Raw genomic sequence first — 16,156 nt, 5'->3', positions numbered from 1 at the left:
TTTTGACTTTGAGCCCGCCCGATGCGTCGACTAGCCCGCCCCAAGCCTGCTTTTTTCATACTGGTGCTGATCGCCTTGATCGGCGTGGGCGTTGTCGCGCAACAGTTTCGCCTGTTCGAACGTGCCTGGTTCAACTGGCAGGCGTGGGGCCAGCCTGCCGACGAACGCTCCATTGGCCTGGCGGATTACCGGGTTAGCGTGGAGGGCCAGGTGATCGAAGGGCTGGATGATGACGTTTCCGCGCTGACCTACGACCCGGTGCGTAAAAGCCTGTTTACCGTCACCAACAAAAACGCCGAGCTGGTCGAGTTGTCCCTTGAAGGCAAGATCCTGCGACGGATTCCCCTGGTCGGCTTCGGTGACGCCGAGGCTGTGGAATTCATCAGCGACAACATCTACGTCATCAGCGATGAACGCCAACAGCGCCTGATCAAGGTGCATGTGGATGACAATACCCAATTCCTCGACGCCGCCGATGCGGAGCAGATGACCCTGGGTGTCCATGTGGAGGGCAACAAGGGTTTTGAAGGCCTTGCCTACGACTCGGTGGGCAAGCGCCTGTTCGTGGCGAAGGAGCGCGACCCGATGGTGATCTACGAGGTCCACGGCTTTCCCCATTTCAAACCGGAAAAAACCTACTCGGTCCACGTCATCAACAACCCCAAGCGCGATGCCGGGCTGTTCGTGCGCGACCTGTCGAGCCTGCAATACGACGAGCGCAGCGGGCATTTACTGGCGCTGTCGGATGAGTCGTTCCTGGTGTTGGAACTGGATATCGACGGTCGCCCGCTGAGCAGTCTGTCCCTGATGGGCGGGCGCCATGGCCTGAGCAGGCGTGTGCCTCAGGCCGAAGGGATCGCCATGGATGACGAGGGTACGTTGTACCTGGTCAGCGAGCCGAACCTGTTCTACGTATTCAAGAAACCAAAATCCTGAAAACACCGCCGACCCCATCTGGGAGGGGGCTTGCTCCCGATAGCGGTGGTTCAGTCAAGTAGACGTCGACTGACACACTGCTATCGGGAGCAAGCCCCTCCCACATTTGGCTGTGCATCAAGCCTTGAGGGTTTTCACGCCTTCAGCTGTGCCCAGCAGCAACACGTCAGCCGGGCGCGCGGCGAACAGGCCGTTGGTGACCACGCCGACGATGGCGTTGATCTGGGTTTCAAGCTCCACCGGGTTGGTGATCTGCATGTTGTACACGTCGAGGATGATGTTGCCGTTGTCGGTCAGCACGCCTTCGCGGTACACCGGGTCGCCGCCCAGTTTCACCAGTTCGCGGGCCACGTGGCTACGGGCCATCGGGATCACTTCCACCGGCAGCGGGAAGGCGCCGAGTACTGGCACCAACTTGCTGGCGTCCGCGATGCAGATAAAAGTCTTGGCCACGGCCGCGACAATCTTCTCGCGGGTCAGGGCGGCGCCACCGCCTTTGATCAGGTTCAGGTGTTCGTCGCTTTCATCGGCGCCGTCGACGTAGAACTCCAGGTCGCTCACGGTATTGAGCTCGTACACCGGAATGCCATGGCCCTTGAGGCGCGCGGCGGTGGCTTCGGAGCTGGCCACTGCGCCGTCGAATGCGCCCTTGTGCTTGGCCAACGCATCGATGAAGCAGTTGGCGGTGGAGCCGGTGCCGACGCCGACGATGCTCTTGTCATCGAGTTTAGGAAGGATTAAATCGACGGCGGCCTGGGCTACTGCCTGTTTGAGTTGATCCTGGGTCATGCGGGCTCCGGAACGGGCGGGGGAGTAGAGAGGGGCGCGAGTATAACCCATCAAAACCTTTGGATTCGTGTGGTCGCCCGGCCGAACGCTGAGTTAGACTCGTTGGCCCTGCCCAATCCGCCCAGTGATGCCTGCCGATGCTTGAACAGTACGTCAAAAAGATCCTCACCTCGCGCGTTTATGACGTTGCCGTAGAAACCCCATTGCAGCCCGCCCGCCAGCTCTCCGAGCGGCTGGGCAACAAGGTCTTGCTCAAGCGGGAAGACTTGCAGCCGGTGTTCTCGTTCAAGATTCGCGGTGCGTATAACAAGCTGACCCAGTTGACGGCGCAAGAGCGCGCGTGCGGCGTGGTCACCGCTTCGGCGGGCAACCATGCCCAGGGCCTGGCCCTGGCGGCCAAGGTGCTGGGGGTCAAGGCCACTATCGTGATGCCCAAGACTACTCCGGAGATCAAGGTCGAAGGCGTGCGTTCCCGTGGTGGCAAAGTGGTGCTGCACGGTGATTCTTTCCCGGAAGCCCTGGCCTATTCGCTGAAACTGGTCGACGAAAAAGGCTACGTCTACATTCACCCCTACGATGATCCGCACACCATTGCCGGGCAGGGCACCGTGGCGATGGAGATCCTGCGCCAGCATCCCGGGCCGCTGGACGCGATTTTCGTGCCGGTCGGCGGCGGCGGGCTGATCGCCGGCATCGCAGCCTATGTGAAATACCTGCGCCCTGAGATCAAGATCATCGGTGTCGAGCCGGACGATTCCAACTGCCTGCAGGCCGCCATGGCCGCTGGCGAGCGCGTGGTGCTGCCGACCGTGGGCATTTTTGCCGATGGCGTGGCGGTCGCGCAGATCGGCCAGTACACCTTCGACATCTGCAAGGACTATGTGGATGAAGTGATCACCGTCAGCACCGATGAAATCTGTGCGGCGATCAAGGACATCTATGACGACACCCGCTCCATCACCGAGCCGGCAGGCGCCTTGGGTGTGGCGGGCATCAAGAAATACGTCGAAACCCGTGGCGTTACCGGGCAAACCCTAGTGGCCATCGACTCGGGCGCCAACGTCAACTTCGACCGTCTGCGCCATGTGGCCGAGCGCGCCGAGCTGGGTGAAGGGCGCGAAGCCATCATCGCCGTGACCATCCCCGAGAAGCCGGGCAGCTTCAAGGCGTTCTGCGAGGCCGTGGGCAAGCGCCAGATCACCGAATTCAACTACCGCTACCACTCCGGCCGGGAGGCGCACATTTTCGTTGGCGTGCAGACCCATCCGGAAAACGATCCGCGCAGCGCGTTGATCGCCAGCCTGACCAGCCAGGGTTTCCCGGTGCTGGACCTGACCGAGAACGAACTGGCCAAGTTGCACATCCGCCACATGGTCGGCGGGCACGCGGCGAAGGTCAGCGATGAAGTGGTGTTTCGCTTCGAATTCCCGGAGCGGCCAGGCGCCTTGTTCAACTTTCTTAACAAATTAGGCGGGCGCTGGAACATCTCGATGTTCCACTATCGCAACCACGGCGCAGCCGACGGCCGTGTGGTCGCCGGGCTGCAGGTTCCGGCGGACGAGCGTCATCTGGTGTCGGCAGCCCTTGAAGCCATTGGCTACCCGTACTGGGATGAAAGCGATAACCCGGCTTACAAACTGTTCCTCGGTTGAGCGACTACGCTGATTGGGCGGCCTTTAAGGAAGACGACACATGGAAACCCTGACCACCCTCAAAGTTATCCACATGGCGGCCACTGTATTGTTGCTGCTCAGTGGCCTCGGCCTGGCGCTGCTGGCCTGGCGCAAACGCAGCGCCGGCCCGGCGATCACCGTGCAGCGCCCGTGGGTGTTCGTGTGGTTGTTGATGGGGATCTGCCTGATCAGCATGCCGTTTACCGGCTGGTGGCTGGTGCATCTGGTCGGTTGGCCGCTGGGGCAAACCTGGATTCTGGGCTCCAGCCTGCTCTACACCGTTGCGGCGCTGTGCTGGTTCTGGCTGGTGGCGCGGCTCAATCGCCTGCGCAAGGGCGAGGGCGGTAGCCTGAATTTCACCTTGGTACTGGCGGTGGTCAGCCTGGTGGGGTTTGTGGCGATTGCGGGGCTCATGGGCGCCAAGCCGGTTTAAGGCGTTACGCCGAGTTGTCTGCATCCGGGGCAAGCCCCCTCCCACCTTAACCGCATTTCAACGGATGTACGCGGTTACATGTGGGAGGGGGCTTGCCCCCGATAGGGCCATCAGCCACGCAGCGTAATCACCGGCCAGCCGCGCTTCTCGGCCTCAGCCCGCAGATTCGGATCCGGATCTACCGCGACCGCATGCGTCACCTGCTCCAACAGCGACAAGTCATTCATCGAATCGCTGTAGAAGTAGCTGCCTTCCAGGCTATGCCCGGTTTCTTCCAGCCAGCGGTTCAGGCGCGTTACCTTGCCCTCGCGAAAGCACGGCACATCCGTACTGCGCCCGGTGTAGCGGCCGTTTTCCATCTCGCATTCGGTGGCGATCAGGGCGTCCACGCCCAGGCGTGCGGCAATTGGCGCGGTGACGAAGCGGTTGGTCGCGGTGATGATCACCAGCTTGTCGCCGGCGGCGCGGTGCTTGGCCAGCAGTTCCGCGGCCTGCGGCAGCATGATCGGCTCGATACAGTCGCGCATGTAGTCGTTGTGCCATGCGTCCAGTTGGGCCATCTCGGTGCGGCCGAGGATTTCCAGGCAAAAATTCAGGTAGGCCGCGTTATCCAGCCGGCCGGCCAGGTAGTCTTGGTAGAACTCGTCGTTGCGAGCCTTGTAGGCCACCGGGTCGAGAATCCCGCGTTCACAGAGGTAATCCCCCCAGGCGTGATCGCTGTCACCCCCAAGAAGCGTGTTGTCCAAGTCGAATAAAGCCAGGCGCATTACAGTTACCCGCTGAAAAGTCTGTAAAAAGGCGTCCAGAATACGGTCTTTTCACAAGAGTGCACATAAGCTAAGAAGCCTCGTTGCCGCTGGAACAACCTTTGTGGAACAATGCGACGACATGCGTTTGCGAGGTTGTTGCCGTGATCGACCCCGATGGTTTCCGTCCTAATGTCGGGATTATTCTTACGAATGATTCTGGACAGGTCCTATGGGCTCGCCGAATCAACCAAGACGCCTGGCAGTTTCCTCAAGGTGGAATCAACCCTGACGAAACCCCTGAAGACGCCTTGTACCGCGAGTTGAACGAAGAAGTCGGACTTGAGCGCGAAGATGTACAAATTCTGGCCTGTACCCGTGGCTGGTTGCGTTATCGTTTGCCGCAACGCCTGGTGCGTACCCACAGCCAACCGCTGTGTATCGGCCAGAAGCAGAAATGGTTTCTCCTGCGCCTGATCTCCAACGAGCAGCGGGTGCGGATGGATTTGACCGGTAAACCGGAGTTCGATGGCTGGCGCTGGGTCAGTTATTGGTATCCGCTGGGCCAGGTGGTGACATTCAAGCGCGAAGTTTATCGTCGCGCTCTCAAAGAGCTTGCCCCGCGCCTTTTAACGCGCGACTGACGACGGAGTTCGACCCCGAGCCATGCTCAATACGCTGCGCAAGATCGTCCAGGAAGTTAACTCCGCCAAGGATCTCAAGGCGGCGTTGGGGATTATTGTGTTGCGCGTCAAGGAAGCCATGGGCAGCCAGGTCTGCTCGGTTTACCTGCTGGACCCCGAGACCAACCGTTTTGTGCTGATGGCGACCGAGGGCTTGAACAAGCGCTCCATCGGCAAGGTCAGCATGGCGCCCAATGAAGGTCTGGTGGGCTTGGTAGGGACGCGTGAAGAACCCCTGAACCTTGAAAACGCGGCTGATCACCCGCGTTATCGCTATTTTGCCGAAACCGGCGAAGAGCGCTACGCCTCGTTCCTGGGCGCACCGATCATTCACCACCGCCGCGTTGTCGGCGTGTTGGTCATCCAGCAGAAAGAGCGGCGCCAGTTCGACGAAGGTGAAGAAGCCTTCCTCGTGACCATGAGCGCGCAATTGGCCGGGGTTATCGCCCACGCTGAAGCCACCGGCTCGATTCGCGGCCTGGGGCGCCAGGGCAAGGGCATCCAGGAAGCCAAGTTCGTCGGCGTACCGGGTTCGCCGGGTGCTGCCGTCGGTACGGCCGTCGTCATGTTGCCGCCGGCCGACCTCGATGTGGTGCCGGACAAGACGGTCAGCGACATCGACGCCGAAATCAAACTGTTCAAGACCGCCCTGGAAGGCGTGCGCGCCGACATGCGCAACCTGTCGAACAAGCTCGCCACCCAACTGCGCCCCGAAGAGCGAGCGCTGTTCGAGGTGTACCAGATGATGCTGGATGACGCGTCGCTGGGTAACGAAGTCAAGACCGTGATCAAGACCGGCCAGTGGGCCCAGGGTGCGCTGCGCCAGGTGGTTTCCGATCACGTCAACCGTTTCGAATTGATGGACGACGCCTACCTGCGTGAGCGGGCCTCGGATGTGCGTGACCTCGGTCGCCGTCTGCTCGCCTACTTGCAGGAAGACCGCTCCACCAACCTGGTCTACCCCGACAACACCATCCTGATCAGTGAAGAACTGACCGCCACCATGCTCGGTGAAGTGCCGGAAGGCAAACTGGTGGGCCTGATCTCGGTGCTCGGTTCGGGCAACTCCCACGTCGCTATCCTGGCCCGGGCCATGGGTATTCCGACGGTGATGGGCCTGGTGGACCTGCCGTACTCCAAGGTCGACGGCATCGCCATGATCGTCGACGGCAACCGTGGCGAGGTGTTTACCAACCCCAGCGAAGTGCTGCGCAAGCAATACGCCGAGGTGGTGGAAGAAGAACGCCAGCTGTCCCAGGGCCTCGACGCCCTGCGCGAACTGCCCTGCGTGACCCTCGACGGGCATCGCGTGCCGTTGTTGGTCAACACCGGCCTGCTCGCCGATGTGGCCCGTGCGCAACAACGCGGCGCCGAAGGTGTCGGGCTGTACCGCACCGAAGTGCCGTTCATGATCAACCAGCGTTTTCCGAGTGAGAAGGAGCAGCTGGCGATTTATCGCGAGCAACTGTCCGCCTTCCATCCGTTGCCGGTGACGATGCGCAGCCTGGACATTGGCGGCGATAAGTCACTGTCGTATTTCCCGATCAAGGAAGACAACCCCTTCCTCGGCTGGCGCGGCATTCGTGTGACCCTCGACCACCCGGAAATTTTCCTCGTACAAACCCGCGCCATGCTCAAGGCCAGCGAAGGCCTGAACAACCTGCGCATCCTGCTGCCGATGATCTCCGGCACCCATGAGCTGGAAGAAGCCCTACACCTGATCCACCGCGCCTGGGGTGAAGTGCGCGACGAAGGCGCCGACGTACCGATGCCGCCGATCGGCGTAATGATCGAAATCCCGGCAGCGGTGTACCAGGCCAAGGAACTGGCGCGGCAGGTGGACTTCCTGTCGGTGGGCTCCAACGACCTGACCCAATACCTGCTGGCCGTGGACCGCAACAACCCACGGGTGGCCGACCTCTACGACTACCTGCACCCGGCGGTGCTGCAAGCGCTGCAACATGTGGTGCGCGACGCCCATGCCGAAGGCAAACCGGTGAGCATCTGCGGTGAAATGGCCGGCGACCCGGCGGCGGCGGTACTGCTGATGGCGATGGGCTTTGACAGCCTGTCGATGAACGCCACCAACTTGCCGAAGGTGAAGTGGCTGCTGCGCCAGGTCAACCTGAGCATGGCCAAGGAACTGCTGGCCGAGCTGATGACCATCGACAACCCGCAAGTTATCCACAGCTCGCTGCAACTGGCGCTGAAGAACCTCGGGTTGACGCGAATGATCAATCCGGCCGCTGCCAAAACCCTCTAAAGCCTGGCGCTGATTAAAAATGTGGGAGGGGGCTTGCCCCCGATTGCGGAGTGTCAGTCAGCACACTTTTGGCTGATACACCCTAATCGGGGGCAAGTCGAATCGTCGCACCGCCCCCCCCACATTGGTTTTGTGGTGTGGCTAGAAATTGAGTTCAACTTCGCCGAGCCGGCCACCATGCGGCCCAAAACTACGCTCCACCATCTGCCGCGTGCCGTCCGCATTCACAATCAACGCTGTACTCGCCCGTGTCCCATAACTGGGGCTGGCGATAAATACGCTTGATAGCAAACTCTCGGTCGCCAAGCCCACGCCTGTATCGGGCAAGTCAGCAAACGGTGCGGTCTGCGGGTCGCTCAAAATCTCCAGTAACGCCTCCGTCTGCGGGTTCTCCAGCACCGCGCTTAACGCCGTCTTGGCCTTCACCAGCTTCGGCCACGGCGTATCCAGCCCAGCATTGGAAAGCCCATAGACTCCCGCTGCCAGCAACGTGGGCTCGGTGTCATTGGCGTTGTAATGCCACAGCTCCTCCCGCGTGCCCACCAGCAGGTTGAACCCGGCGTATTCAATCGAACGGCCGTTAATGTCGGCCAAATACTGCTCAAGCGGCAGCGAACCGCTGAGAAACCGCGCCACCAGTTCCCCGCGCGACTTGCGTGCCGGCGGCTGGTGCGGGTCGCGGATATTGGTCAGGGCGGCAAAACGCCCATCGGCATTCACCCCCAGCCAGGTGCCGCCCGCTTCCTGATCGCGGCCGGCGTAGACCGCAGGCGCATCCGGCCACTGGGCCAGCGGCAGGCTGGGGCGGGCGTAGAACTCATCACGGTTGGCCGCGACGATCAGCGGTTGGGCATGGCCCGGCCGCCAGGCGAAAACTATCAGGCACATCAGGCGATCCCCTTTTGTGTGTTTGGCCACTCTACCGACACTGGCGCGGGCGTTCCATCGTATCCAGTTGGGTCGCATGCCTTCCATCCGTTAACATGCCGGACTTGGTTTGGGGGCTCCCATGGAATTTCTGCTGTATTTGCTGCTGGGCGCCTGTGCCGGCGTGCTCGCCGGGCTGTTTGGCGTGGGTGGCGGGATCATTATCGTGCCGGTGCTGGTGTTCAGCTTCACCTTGCAGGGTTTCGACCCGCAGGTGCTGACCCATCTGGCCGTGGGTACGTCCCTGGCGACGATTATCTTTACCTCGATCAACGCCGTGCGTGAGCACCACCGACTAGGCGCGGTGCGCTGGCCGATTTTTGTGTGGATGACCGTGGGCATCCTGATCGGCGCCGGCTTTGGCGCGTTGACCGCCGAGGCGATTTCCGGCCCCCACTTGCAGAAGATCATCGGCGTGTTCGCGCTGATCATCTCTGTGCAACTGGCGCTGGAGGTCAAGCCCAAGGCCAGTCGAACGGTGCCGGGCAAGGTCGGTTTGACCGTGGCAGGCATGGTGGTCGGCTGGGCCTCGGCGATTTTCGGGATAGGCGGCGGTTCGCTGACCGTACCGTTTTTGACCTGGCGCAGCGTGCCGATGCAGCAAGCGGTGGCCACCTCGTCGGCCTGCGGGCTGCCGATTGCACTGGCCAGTGCATTAAGTTTCATGATACTGGGCTGGCATGACCCGCTGCTGCCCGCTCATAGTTTAGGGTTCGTGTATTTGCCGGCACTGCTGGGCATTGCCCTGACCAGCATGGTGTTTGCCCGCTTCGGCGCACGCCTGGCGCACCGCTTGTCGCCGCGCTTGCTGAAACGGCTGTTTGCCGCGCTGCTGTTTTGCGTGGGTTTGAATTTCTTGCTGTAACGAAGGCTTAATCGCGCCCGGGCAAGGTCCGGTCGCTATAACGAATGATTTAACGAGGAGTCGCAATGCTGCCTTACCCGCAGATCGACCCGGTGGCCCTGGCCATCGGTCCGCTGAAAATCCACTGGTACGGGTTGATGTACCTGATCGGCATCGGCGGTGCCTGGTTTATGGCGTCCCGGCGCCTGAACCGTTTTGACCCGACGTGGACCAAGGAAAAACTCTCCGACCTGATTTTCTGGTTGTCGATGGGGGTCATCGTCGGTGGTCGCCTGGGGTATGTGCTGTTTTACGACCTGTCCGCCTACATCGCCAACCCGACGCTGATCTTCGAGGTATGGAAGGGCGGCATGGCCTTCCACGGTGGCTTTGTCGGCGTAATGATTGCCGCCTGGTGGTTTGGCCGCCGCAACGGCAAGTCATTCTTCCAGTTGATGGACTTCGTTGCGCCGTTCGTGCCGATCGGCCTGGGCGCCGGGCGTATCGGTAACTTCATCAACGCCGAACTGTGGGGCAAGCCGACCGACGTGCCGTGGGCGATGGTGTTCCCGCCGTTCAGCGACCCGGCGCAATTGCCGCGCCATCCGTCGCAGCTGTACCAGTTCGCCCTGGAAGGTGTGGCACTGTTCCTCATTCTGTACCTCTTCTCGCGCAAGCCGCGGCCGACCATGGCGGTGTCGGGTATGTTCGCGTTGTTCTACGGGATCTTCCGTTTTGTCGTCGAGTTCGTGCGCGTACCGGATGCGCAACTGGGCTACCTGGCGTTCGGTTGGGTGACCATGGGGCAGATCCTCAGTATCCCGATGATTGTCGCCGGCTTGGGCCTGCTGTGGTGGGCGTACAACCGTGCGCAACCGTTGAAGAACACCGCGCTTTAAATTCGAATGCCGAGGCCTGCGAGGTCTCGGCTGCAACGATACGGGTAATGACATGAAGCAATATCTCGAACTACTGAACGACGTCGTGACCAATGGCCTGACCAAGGGCGATCGCACCGGCACCGGCACCAAGGCCGTGTTTGCCCGTCAGTATCGGCATAACTTGGCCGACGGCTTTCCGCTGTTGACCACCAAGAAGCTTCACTTCAAAAGCATCGCCAACGAATTGATCTGGATGTTGAGCGGCAACACCAACGTCAAGTGGCTGAACGAGAACGGCGTGCGCATCTGGGACGAGTGGGCCACCGAAGACGGTGATCTGGGCCCGGTGTACGGCGAGCAGTGGACCGCCTGGCCGACCAAGGACGGCGGCAAGATCAATCAGATCGACTACATGGTCCAGACGCTGAAGACCAACCCCAACAGCCGCCGCATCCTGTTCCACGGCTGGAACGTCGAGTACCTGCCGGACGAGACCAAGAGCCCCCAGGAAAATGCGCGCAACGGCAAGCAGGCCCTGCCGCCGTGCCACCTGCTGTACCAGGCGTTCGTGCATGACGGCCATCTGTCGATGCAGTTGTATATCCGCAGCTCCGACGTGTTCCTCGGCCTGCCGTACAACACCGCCGCGCTGGCGTTGCTGACCCATATGCTGGCCCAGCAGTGTGACCTGATCCCCCACGAGATCATCGTCACCACCGGCGACACCCACGCCTACAGCAACCACATGGAACAGATCCAGACCCAGTTGGCGCGCACGCCGAAAAAACTGCCGGAATTGCTGATCAAGCGTAAGCCTGCGTCGATCTACGACTACAAGTTCGAAGACTTCGAAATCGTGGGCTACGACGCCGACCCAAGCATCAAGGCCGACGTCGCCATCTAAAGGCTGCCTCAGTCTAAAGGTGTGGGCTTGTGTGGGAGGGGCGGTGCGACGATTCGACTTGCCCCCGATAGCGGTGGATCAGCTAAATATTTGGTGGCTGAAACTCCGCTATCGGGAGCAAGTCGAATCGTCGCACCGCCCCTCCCACAGTTTGATTCGGTTACCAGGCTGAATTAATGCCCATGGCTTCTGCCCACATGCGAAGGCTCAGCCTCGCTGGCGGCAACACTGCCGCTGACCTCCAGCCGCTGCAATATCCCGCACTGATCCAGCTCCGGCCCGCTGCCACAGCGCTGGCGCAGGTCGATCAACTGTTCCTGCAAGGCCAACAGCCCGTCGATCCGCGCTTTGACATGGTGGATATGCTCATCGATCAACGCGTTGACGTTTTCGCATTGGTCCTGCGGGCTGTCGCGCAGGCCGAGCAGGCTGCGGATTTCTTCCAGGGTCATGTCCAAGCTGCGGCAGTTGCGGATAAACACCAGCCGCTCGGTGTGCGCCTGGGTGTACACGCGGTAGTTGGCCTCGGTGCGTGCCGGTGGCGGCAGCAGGCCTTCCTTCTCGTAATAACGGATGGTTTCCACCGGGCAGTCGGTCAGTTTGGCCAATTCGCCGATCTTCATTGCAGCAATCTCCAAAAGGGTGCTTGACCCTATAGTGGCTACAGGGTCTTTACTTGGCAACAGGCACCATTACGGACGCGACCCGATGAGCGACTCCCTGCACACCCCGCACAAACATGATCATGCGCATGACCACGATCATGCGCCGAAAAAACTGACGCCGGTGCATGACCACGGCCACGCCGGTTCCTGCTGCTCCGGCACGCCAGCCCCGGCGTTGGTGCAACTGAGCGAAGCACCCACCGCTGGCTCGCGCCTGAGCACCTTCCGCATCGAAGCCATGGACTGCCCCACCGAGCAGACGCTGATCCAGAACAAACTGGGCAAGCTCGCCGGTGTGCAGCAACTGGAATTCAACCTGATCAACCGCATCCTCGGCGTCACCCATGACCTGCCGAGCACCGCGCCGATCATCGACGCCATCAAGTCCCTGGGCATGCAGGCCGATCCGATCGAAGAGGGCACCCCGGCCGCCGCGCCGCCGGCCAAGAAACACGGGTGGCCGCTGGCGCTGTCTGGCGTCGGCGCCCTGGCGGCTGAAGTGATCCACTTCACCAACGCAGCCCCGACCTGGGTGATTGCCCTGGTAGCGCTGGTTTCGATCCTCAGCGGCGGCCTGACCACTTATAAAAAGGGCTGGATCGCCCTGAAAAACCTCAACCTGAACATCAATGCGCTGATGAGTATCGCGGTGACCGGTGCGATCCTGATTGGCCAATGGCCGGAAGCGGCGATGGTGATGTTCCTGTTCACCGTGGCCGAATTGATCGAAGCCAAGTCCCTCGACCGTGCGCGCAATGCCATCAGCGGCTTGATGCAGATGACCCCGGAACAGGCCACGGTGCAGCAGGCCGACGGTAGTTGGGTCGAACGGGAAGTGAAAAGTGTCGAATTGGGCGCTATCGTGCGGGTTCGTCCCGGCGAGCGCATCGGCCTGGACGGCGAGGTCACCGCCGGCCAGTCGACCATCGACCAAGCGCCGATCACCGGTGAAAGCCTGCCGATTGAAAAAACCGTGGGCGATAAAGTCTTCGCCGGCACCATCAACCAGGCCGGCTCCCTGGAATACACCGTCACGGCGGCCGCCAACAATTCCACCCTGGCGCGGATCATTCACGCCGTGGAGCAGGCCCAGGGCGCACGCGCGCCGACCCAGCGCTTTGTCGACCGCTTCGCGAAGATCTACACCCCGGCGGTGTTCCTGTTTGCCTTGGGCGTGGCGCTGATCCCGCCGCTGTTCATGGCCGGTGTGTGGTTCGACTGGATCTACCGCGCCCTGGTGTTGCTGGTAGTGGCGTGCCCCTGCGCCTTGGTGATTTCCACCCCGGTGACCATCGTCAGCGGCCTGGCGGCGGCGGCGCGCAAAGGCATCCTGATCAAGGGCGGCGTGTACCTGGAGGGCGGTTACAAACTCGACTACCTGGCCCTCGACAAGACCGGCACCATCACCCACGGCAAGCCGGTGCAAACCGATTACCTGGCGCTGTTCCCGAATGTCGAAGACAGTGCGCCGGCCTTGGCCGCCAGCCTCGCCGGGCGCTCCGACCATCCGGTGTCACTGGCCATCGCCAACGCGGCTGAGGATAAAAACCTGGCGCGCCACGCTGTGGATAACTTCACTGCCCTGACCGGTCGTGGTGTGCGCGGTGATATCAACGGCGAAACCTACCACCTGGGCAACCACCGCCTGGTGGAAGAACTCGGCCTGTGCTCGCCCGCGCTGGAAGACAAACTCTTCGCCCTGGAGAAACAAGGCAAATCCGTGGTGCTGCTGCTCGACAAGTCCGGCCCGCTGGCGCTGTTCGCCGTGGCCGACACGGTCAAGGACAGCAGCCGCGAAGCCATCCAGCAGTTGCACGAACTGGGCATCAAAACCCTGATGCTCACCGGCGACAACACCCACACCGCCCAGGCGATTGCGGCTCAGGTCGGCATCGACCAGGCCCAGGGCGACCTGTTGCCCACCGACAAACTGCAAGCCATTGAAGCGCTCTACGGCCAAGGCCGGCGCGTGGGCATGGTCGGCGACGGCATCAACGACGCCCCGGCGTTGGCCCGCGCCGAGATCGGGTTTGCCATGGCCGCCGCAGGCACCGACACGGCCATCGAAACCGCCGACGTGGCCTTGATGGACGATGATTTGCGCAAGATCCCGGCTTTCATTCGGTTGTCGCGGCAAACCTCGAGTATCCTCAAGCAGAACATCGCCCTGGCGCTGGTGATCAAGGCGATCTTCCTCGCGGTCACCTTCCTGGGCATGGCCACCATGTGGATGGCGGTGTTCGCCGACATGGGCGTGAGCCTGCTGGTGGTGTTCAATGGCCTGCGCCTGCTGCGCAAATAGATGATGTGAGGGTGGCGTGCTGAGTGCCGAGTTGAAGGCGTTTTTTATGGTCGCCCGCCTGGGCAGCATCACCCAGGCGGCGAAAAAACTCGGCCTGAGCCAGCCCACCGTCACCACGCAGATTCGCAACCTGGAAAGCCAGTACGGCGTCGAGTTGTTCTATCGCGGTGGCCGCCGCTTGACGGTCAGTGACGAAGGCGCGCGCCTGCTGCCGATGGTCAAGACGCTGTTGCAGCAGGAAGCGGACATTGAGTTTTTCCTGCGTAACAGTGGTCAGGTCCAGGGCGCATTGCGGATTGCCGCGACGGCGCCGTATTACATCCTCGACCTGGTCAAAGCCTTCCGCGAGCGCCTGCCCCAGGTGGAGGTGTCGGTGGAAATCGGCAACTCCCAACAGGTGCTCGAAGCCCTGGATGATTACCGCGTCGACGTTGCGGCGTCCTCGCAGTTGCTGGAAGACCCACGCCTGATTCGCCGTGTGCTGGGCACCGACCCGCTGGTGCTGGCGGTGCATCGCAACCACCCGTTGGCGACGCTCGATCATGTGCCGTTGACCGCGCTTGCCGGGCATACGTTGTTGATGCGTGAAGCCGGCTCCACCACACGACGCCTGACCGAACAGATGCTGCAGGGCGCGGGCGTGAGTTACGGGCCGCTGCTGGAAATCGGCAGCCGCGAGTCGATTCGTGAAGCGGTGCTGCGCAATATCGGCATCAGCATCATCGCCCGTCAGGAAGTGCCCCATGACCCGCAGTTGCGGGTGCTGAGCATCGAGAATGCGCCGCAGATTGCTGAGTACCTCTACTGCCTCAAGGAAAGAAAAGGCGCTCGCCTGCCTGCTGCTTTTCTTGGGTTGGCGCAGGAAATGTCGCCGATCTGAAAAGTGCTGGTGGCCTTGCCCCCGATTGGCCCTCAAGGCCACCCCCCTCTGGATAAACCCTACCCAAATCCACCAATACCACTATCGCCACGTTTTGCCTTTCTGCCACACCAGGGACGCATTGCCTGCCTAGCATGGCCCTCATCCGTTTGATGAGGTGCCTTCATGAACACAGCCCTGACCCAACCCGGCGCGCCAATGAAGGTGCGGGGTATCCAGAAACGTTTCGGCGCCTTTACCGCGATGGACAACGTGTCCCTGGACGTCGCCGCTGGCGAGCTGGTGTGCCTGCTGGGCCCGTCCGGTTGCGGCAAGACCACGCTGCTGCGCTGCATCGCCGGCCTGGAGCACCAGGACAGCGGTGAGATTTACCTGGGCGAACGGGATGTTTCCCTGCTGCCGCCCCAGGCTCGGGACTACGGCATTTTGTTCCAGTCCTACGCGCTGTTCCCCAACCTCACCGTTGAAGCGAATATCGGCTACGGCCTCACCGGTAGCGGTCGCGATGAAGTGCGCAAGCGCGTCGGCCAGATGCTTGAACTGGTTGGCCTGCTCGGCAGCGAAAAGAAATACCCCGGCCAACTCTCCGGCGGCCAGCAACAACGGGTCGCGCTGGCCCGTGCCTTGGCGCCGGCCCCCTCGCTGTTGCTGCTCGATGAGCCGATGTCGGCCCTCGACGCCCGCGTCCGTGAGCACCTCTGTACCGAGCTGCGCCAACTGCAGCGTCGCCTGGGCATCACCACGCTGATGGTCACCCACAATCAGGACGAAGCCATGTTGATGGCCGACCGCATTGCCGTGATGAACAACGGCAAGGTCGAGCAATACGCCACGCCCCAAGAGATTTACGACCGCCCGGCCACGCCGTTCGTGGCGGAGTTCGTCGGCCAGGGCAACTGGCTGCCGTTCAGCCGCAGCAGCGCGAGCCACGCCCAGGTCGGCGGGATGCACATGCGCCTGGCCGAGGATGCCGGCGCGGCCACCTCCGGGCGCTTGTTCTGCCGCCCGGAAGCGATCAGCGTCAACCCGCCGGTGCATGAAGAGAACCTGTTTGCGGCCAAGGTCCGCGAGATCACCTTTCTCGGCAACCGTTGCCGCATGAGCTTTGAACTGGCGCAACTGCCCGGTCATCCGCTGCTGGCCGAACTGGCCCCGGAAGCCATGCCGCGCCTGGGCGCCCAGGACATCTGGGTCGCGTTGCCACCGCGCAGCCTGCAGGTGTTTGCCTGA

The 16,156-nt window shown here is 61.8% G+C and carries 15 protein-coding genes; 11 read left to right on the top strand and 4 right to left on the bottom strand.

Going from position 1 to position 16,156, the window contains the following annotated elements; translation table 11 throughout:
• Positions 1-21: 21 nt before the first annotated feature.
• Positions 22-936: an SdiA-regulated domain-containing protein gene (locus P3S72_RS28895; protein ID WP_276195333.1), complete on the top strand. Its 915-nt coding sequence runs from the start codon at positions 22-24 to the stop codon at positions 934-936.
• 117 nt (positions 937-1,053) lie between these two features.
• Here P3S72_RS28895 and rpiA read toward each other — a convergent pair whose 3' ends face one another.
• Positions 1,054-1,725, bottom strand: a complete 672-nt coding sequence (gene rpiA / locus P3S72_RS28890; RefSeq protein WP_276195332.1) for a ribose-5-phosphate isomerase RpiA — start codon at positions 1,723-1,725, stop codon at positions 1,054-1,056.
• 137 nt (positions 1,726-1,862) lie between these two features.
• Here rpiA and ilvA point away from each other — a divergent pair, with 137 nt between their 5' ends.
• Both ilvA and P3S72_RS28880 read left to right on the top strand, forming a co-directional pair.
• Positions 1,863-3,377 (top strand): threonine ammonia-lyase, biosynthetic, encoded by a 1,515-nt coding sequence (gene ilvA / locus P3S72_RS28885; protein ID WP_247396877.1) that lies wholly within the window; start codon positions 1,863-1,865, stop codon positions 3,375-3,377.
• A 40-nt stretch (positions 3,378-3,417) separates the two neighbouring features.
• A complete protein-coding gene (locus tag P3S72_RS28880) occupies positions 3,418-3,831 on the top strand; it encodes a DUF2269 family protein (RefSeq protein ID WP_276195331.1) in 414 nt (137 codons plus the stop codon).
• Positions 3,832-3,941: 110 nt separating this feature from the next.
• Here P3S72_RS28880 and P3S72_RS28875 read toward each other — a convergent pair whose 3' ends face one another.
• On the bottom strand, positions 3,942-4,598 hold the full coding sequence (locus P3S72_RS28875; protein WP_276195330.1) for an HAD family hydrolase: 657 nt from the start codon (positions 4,596-4,598) through the stop codon (positions 3,942-3,944).
• A 143-nt stretch (positions 4,599-4,741) separates the two neighbouring features.
• On the opposite strand from P3S72_RS28875, the gene P3S72_RS28870 reads away from it, so the two are divergent.
• A complete protein-coding gene (locus tag P3S72_RS28870; RefSeq protein WP_026139795.1) occupies positions 4,742-5,221 on the top strand; it encodes an RNA pyrophosphohydrolase in 480 nt (159 codons plus the stop codon).
• Positions 5,222-5,243: 22 nt separating this feature from the next.
• Complete coding sequence (ptsP, locus tag P3S72_RS28865; protein WP_276195329.1) at positions 5,244-7,523, top strand: phosphoenolpyruvate--protein phosphotransferase; 2,280 nt, start codon at positions 5,244-5,246, stop codon at positions 7,521-7,523.
• A 141-nt stretch (positions 7,524-7,664) separates the two neighbouring features.
• Here ptsP and P3S72_RS28860 read toward each other — a convergent pair whose 3' ends face one another.
• Complete coding sequence (locus P3S72_RS28860; protein ID WP_276195328.1) at positions 7,665-8,411, bottom strand: NRDE family protein; 747 nt, start codon at positions 8,409-8,411, stop codon at positions 7,665-7,667.
• Positions 8,412-8,532: 121 nt separating this feature from the next.
• Here P3S72_RS28860 and P3S72_RS28855 point away from each other — a divergent pair, with 121 nt between their 5' ends.
• From P3S72_RS28855 to P3S72_RS28845, 3 genes are all read left to right on the top strand, one after another.
• On the top strand, positions 8,533-9,315 hold the full coding sequence (locus tag P3S72_RS28855) for a sulfite exporter TauE/SafE family protein (RefSeq protein WP_276195327.1): 783 nt from the start codon (positions 8,533-8,535) through the stop codon (positions 9,313-9,315).
• A gap of 65 nt (positions 9,316-9,380) precedes the next feature.
• Complete coding sequence (lgt, locus tag P3S72_RS28850) at positions 9,381-10,193, top strand: prolipoprotein diacylglyceryl transferase (RefSeq protein WP_276195326.1); 813 nt, start codon at positions 9,381-9,383, stop codon at positions 10,191-10,193.
• A gap of 52 nt (positions 10,194-10,245) precedes the next feature.
• Positions 10,246-11,079 (top strand): thymidylate synthase, encoded by an 834-nt coding sequence (locus P3S72_RS28845; RefSeq protein WP_276195325.1) that lies wholly within the window; start codon positions 10,246-10,248, stop codon positions 11,077-11,079.
• 173 nt (positions 11,080-11,252) lie between these two features.
• On the opposite strand, the gene cadR is transcribed toward P3S72_RS28845, so the two are convergent.
• The gene (cadR, locus tag P3S72_RS28840; protein WP_017845051.1) at positions 11,253-11,702 is read right to left on the bottom strand and encodes a Cd(II)/Pb(II)-responsive transcriptional regulator; all 450 of its coding nucleotides are present in this window, start codon (positions 11,700-11,702) and stop codon (positions 11,253-11,255) included.
• Between the two features lie 85 nt (positions 11,703-11,787).
• Between cadR and P3S72_RS28835 the strand changes: the two genes are divergently transcribed.
• The 3 genes from P3S72_RS28835 to P3S72_RS28825 all read left to right on the top strand — a co-directional run bounded on the left by P3S72_RS28835 (position 11,788) and on the right by P3S72_RS28825 (position 16,156).
• Positions 11,788-14,046, top strand: coding sequence for a heavy metal translocating P-type ATPase (locus P3S72_RS28835; protein WP_276195324.1), 2,259 nt, complete (start codon positions 11,788-11,790; stop codon positions 14,044-14,046).
• Between the two features lie 16 nt (positions 14,047-14,062).
• Positions 14,063-14,926, top strand: coding sequence for a LysR family transcriptional regulator (locus tag P3S72_RS28830; RefSeq protein WP_276195323.1), 864 nt, complete (start codon positions 14,063-14,065; stop codon positions 14,924-14,926).
• A 165-nt stretch (positions 14,927-15,091) separates the two neighbouring features.
• Positions 15,092-16,156, top strand: a complete 1,065-nt coding sequence (locus tag P3S72_RS28825) for a putative 2-aminoethylphosphonate ABC transporter ATP-binding protein (RefSeq protein ID WP_276195322.1) — start codon at positions 15,092-15,094, stop codon at positions 16,154-16,156.

Source organism: Pseudomonas sp. D3, assembly GCF_029320995.1.
Taxonomy (GTDB): domain Bacteria; phylum Pseudomonadota; class Gammaproteobacteria; order Pseudomonadales; family Pseudomonadaceae; genus Aquipseudomonas; species Aquipseudomonas paraveronii.
The sequence above is the reverse complement of the archived record's forward strand: the minus strand, read 5'-3'. Positions and strand labels throughout refer to the sequence as shown.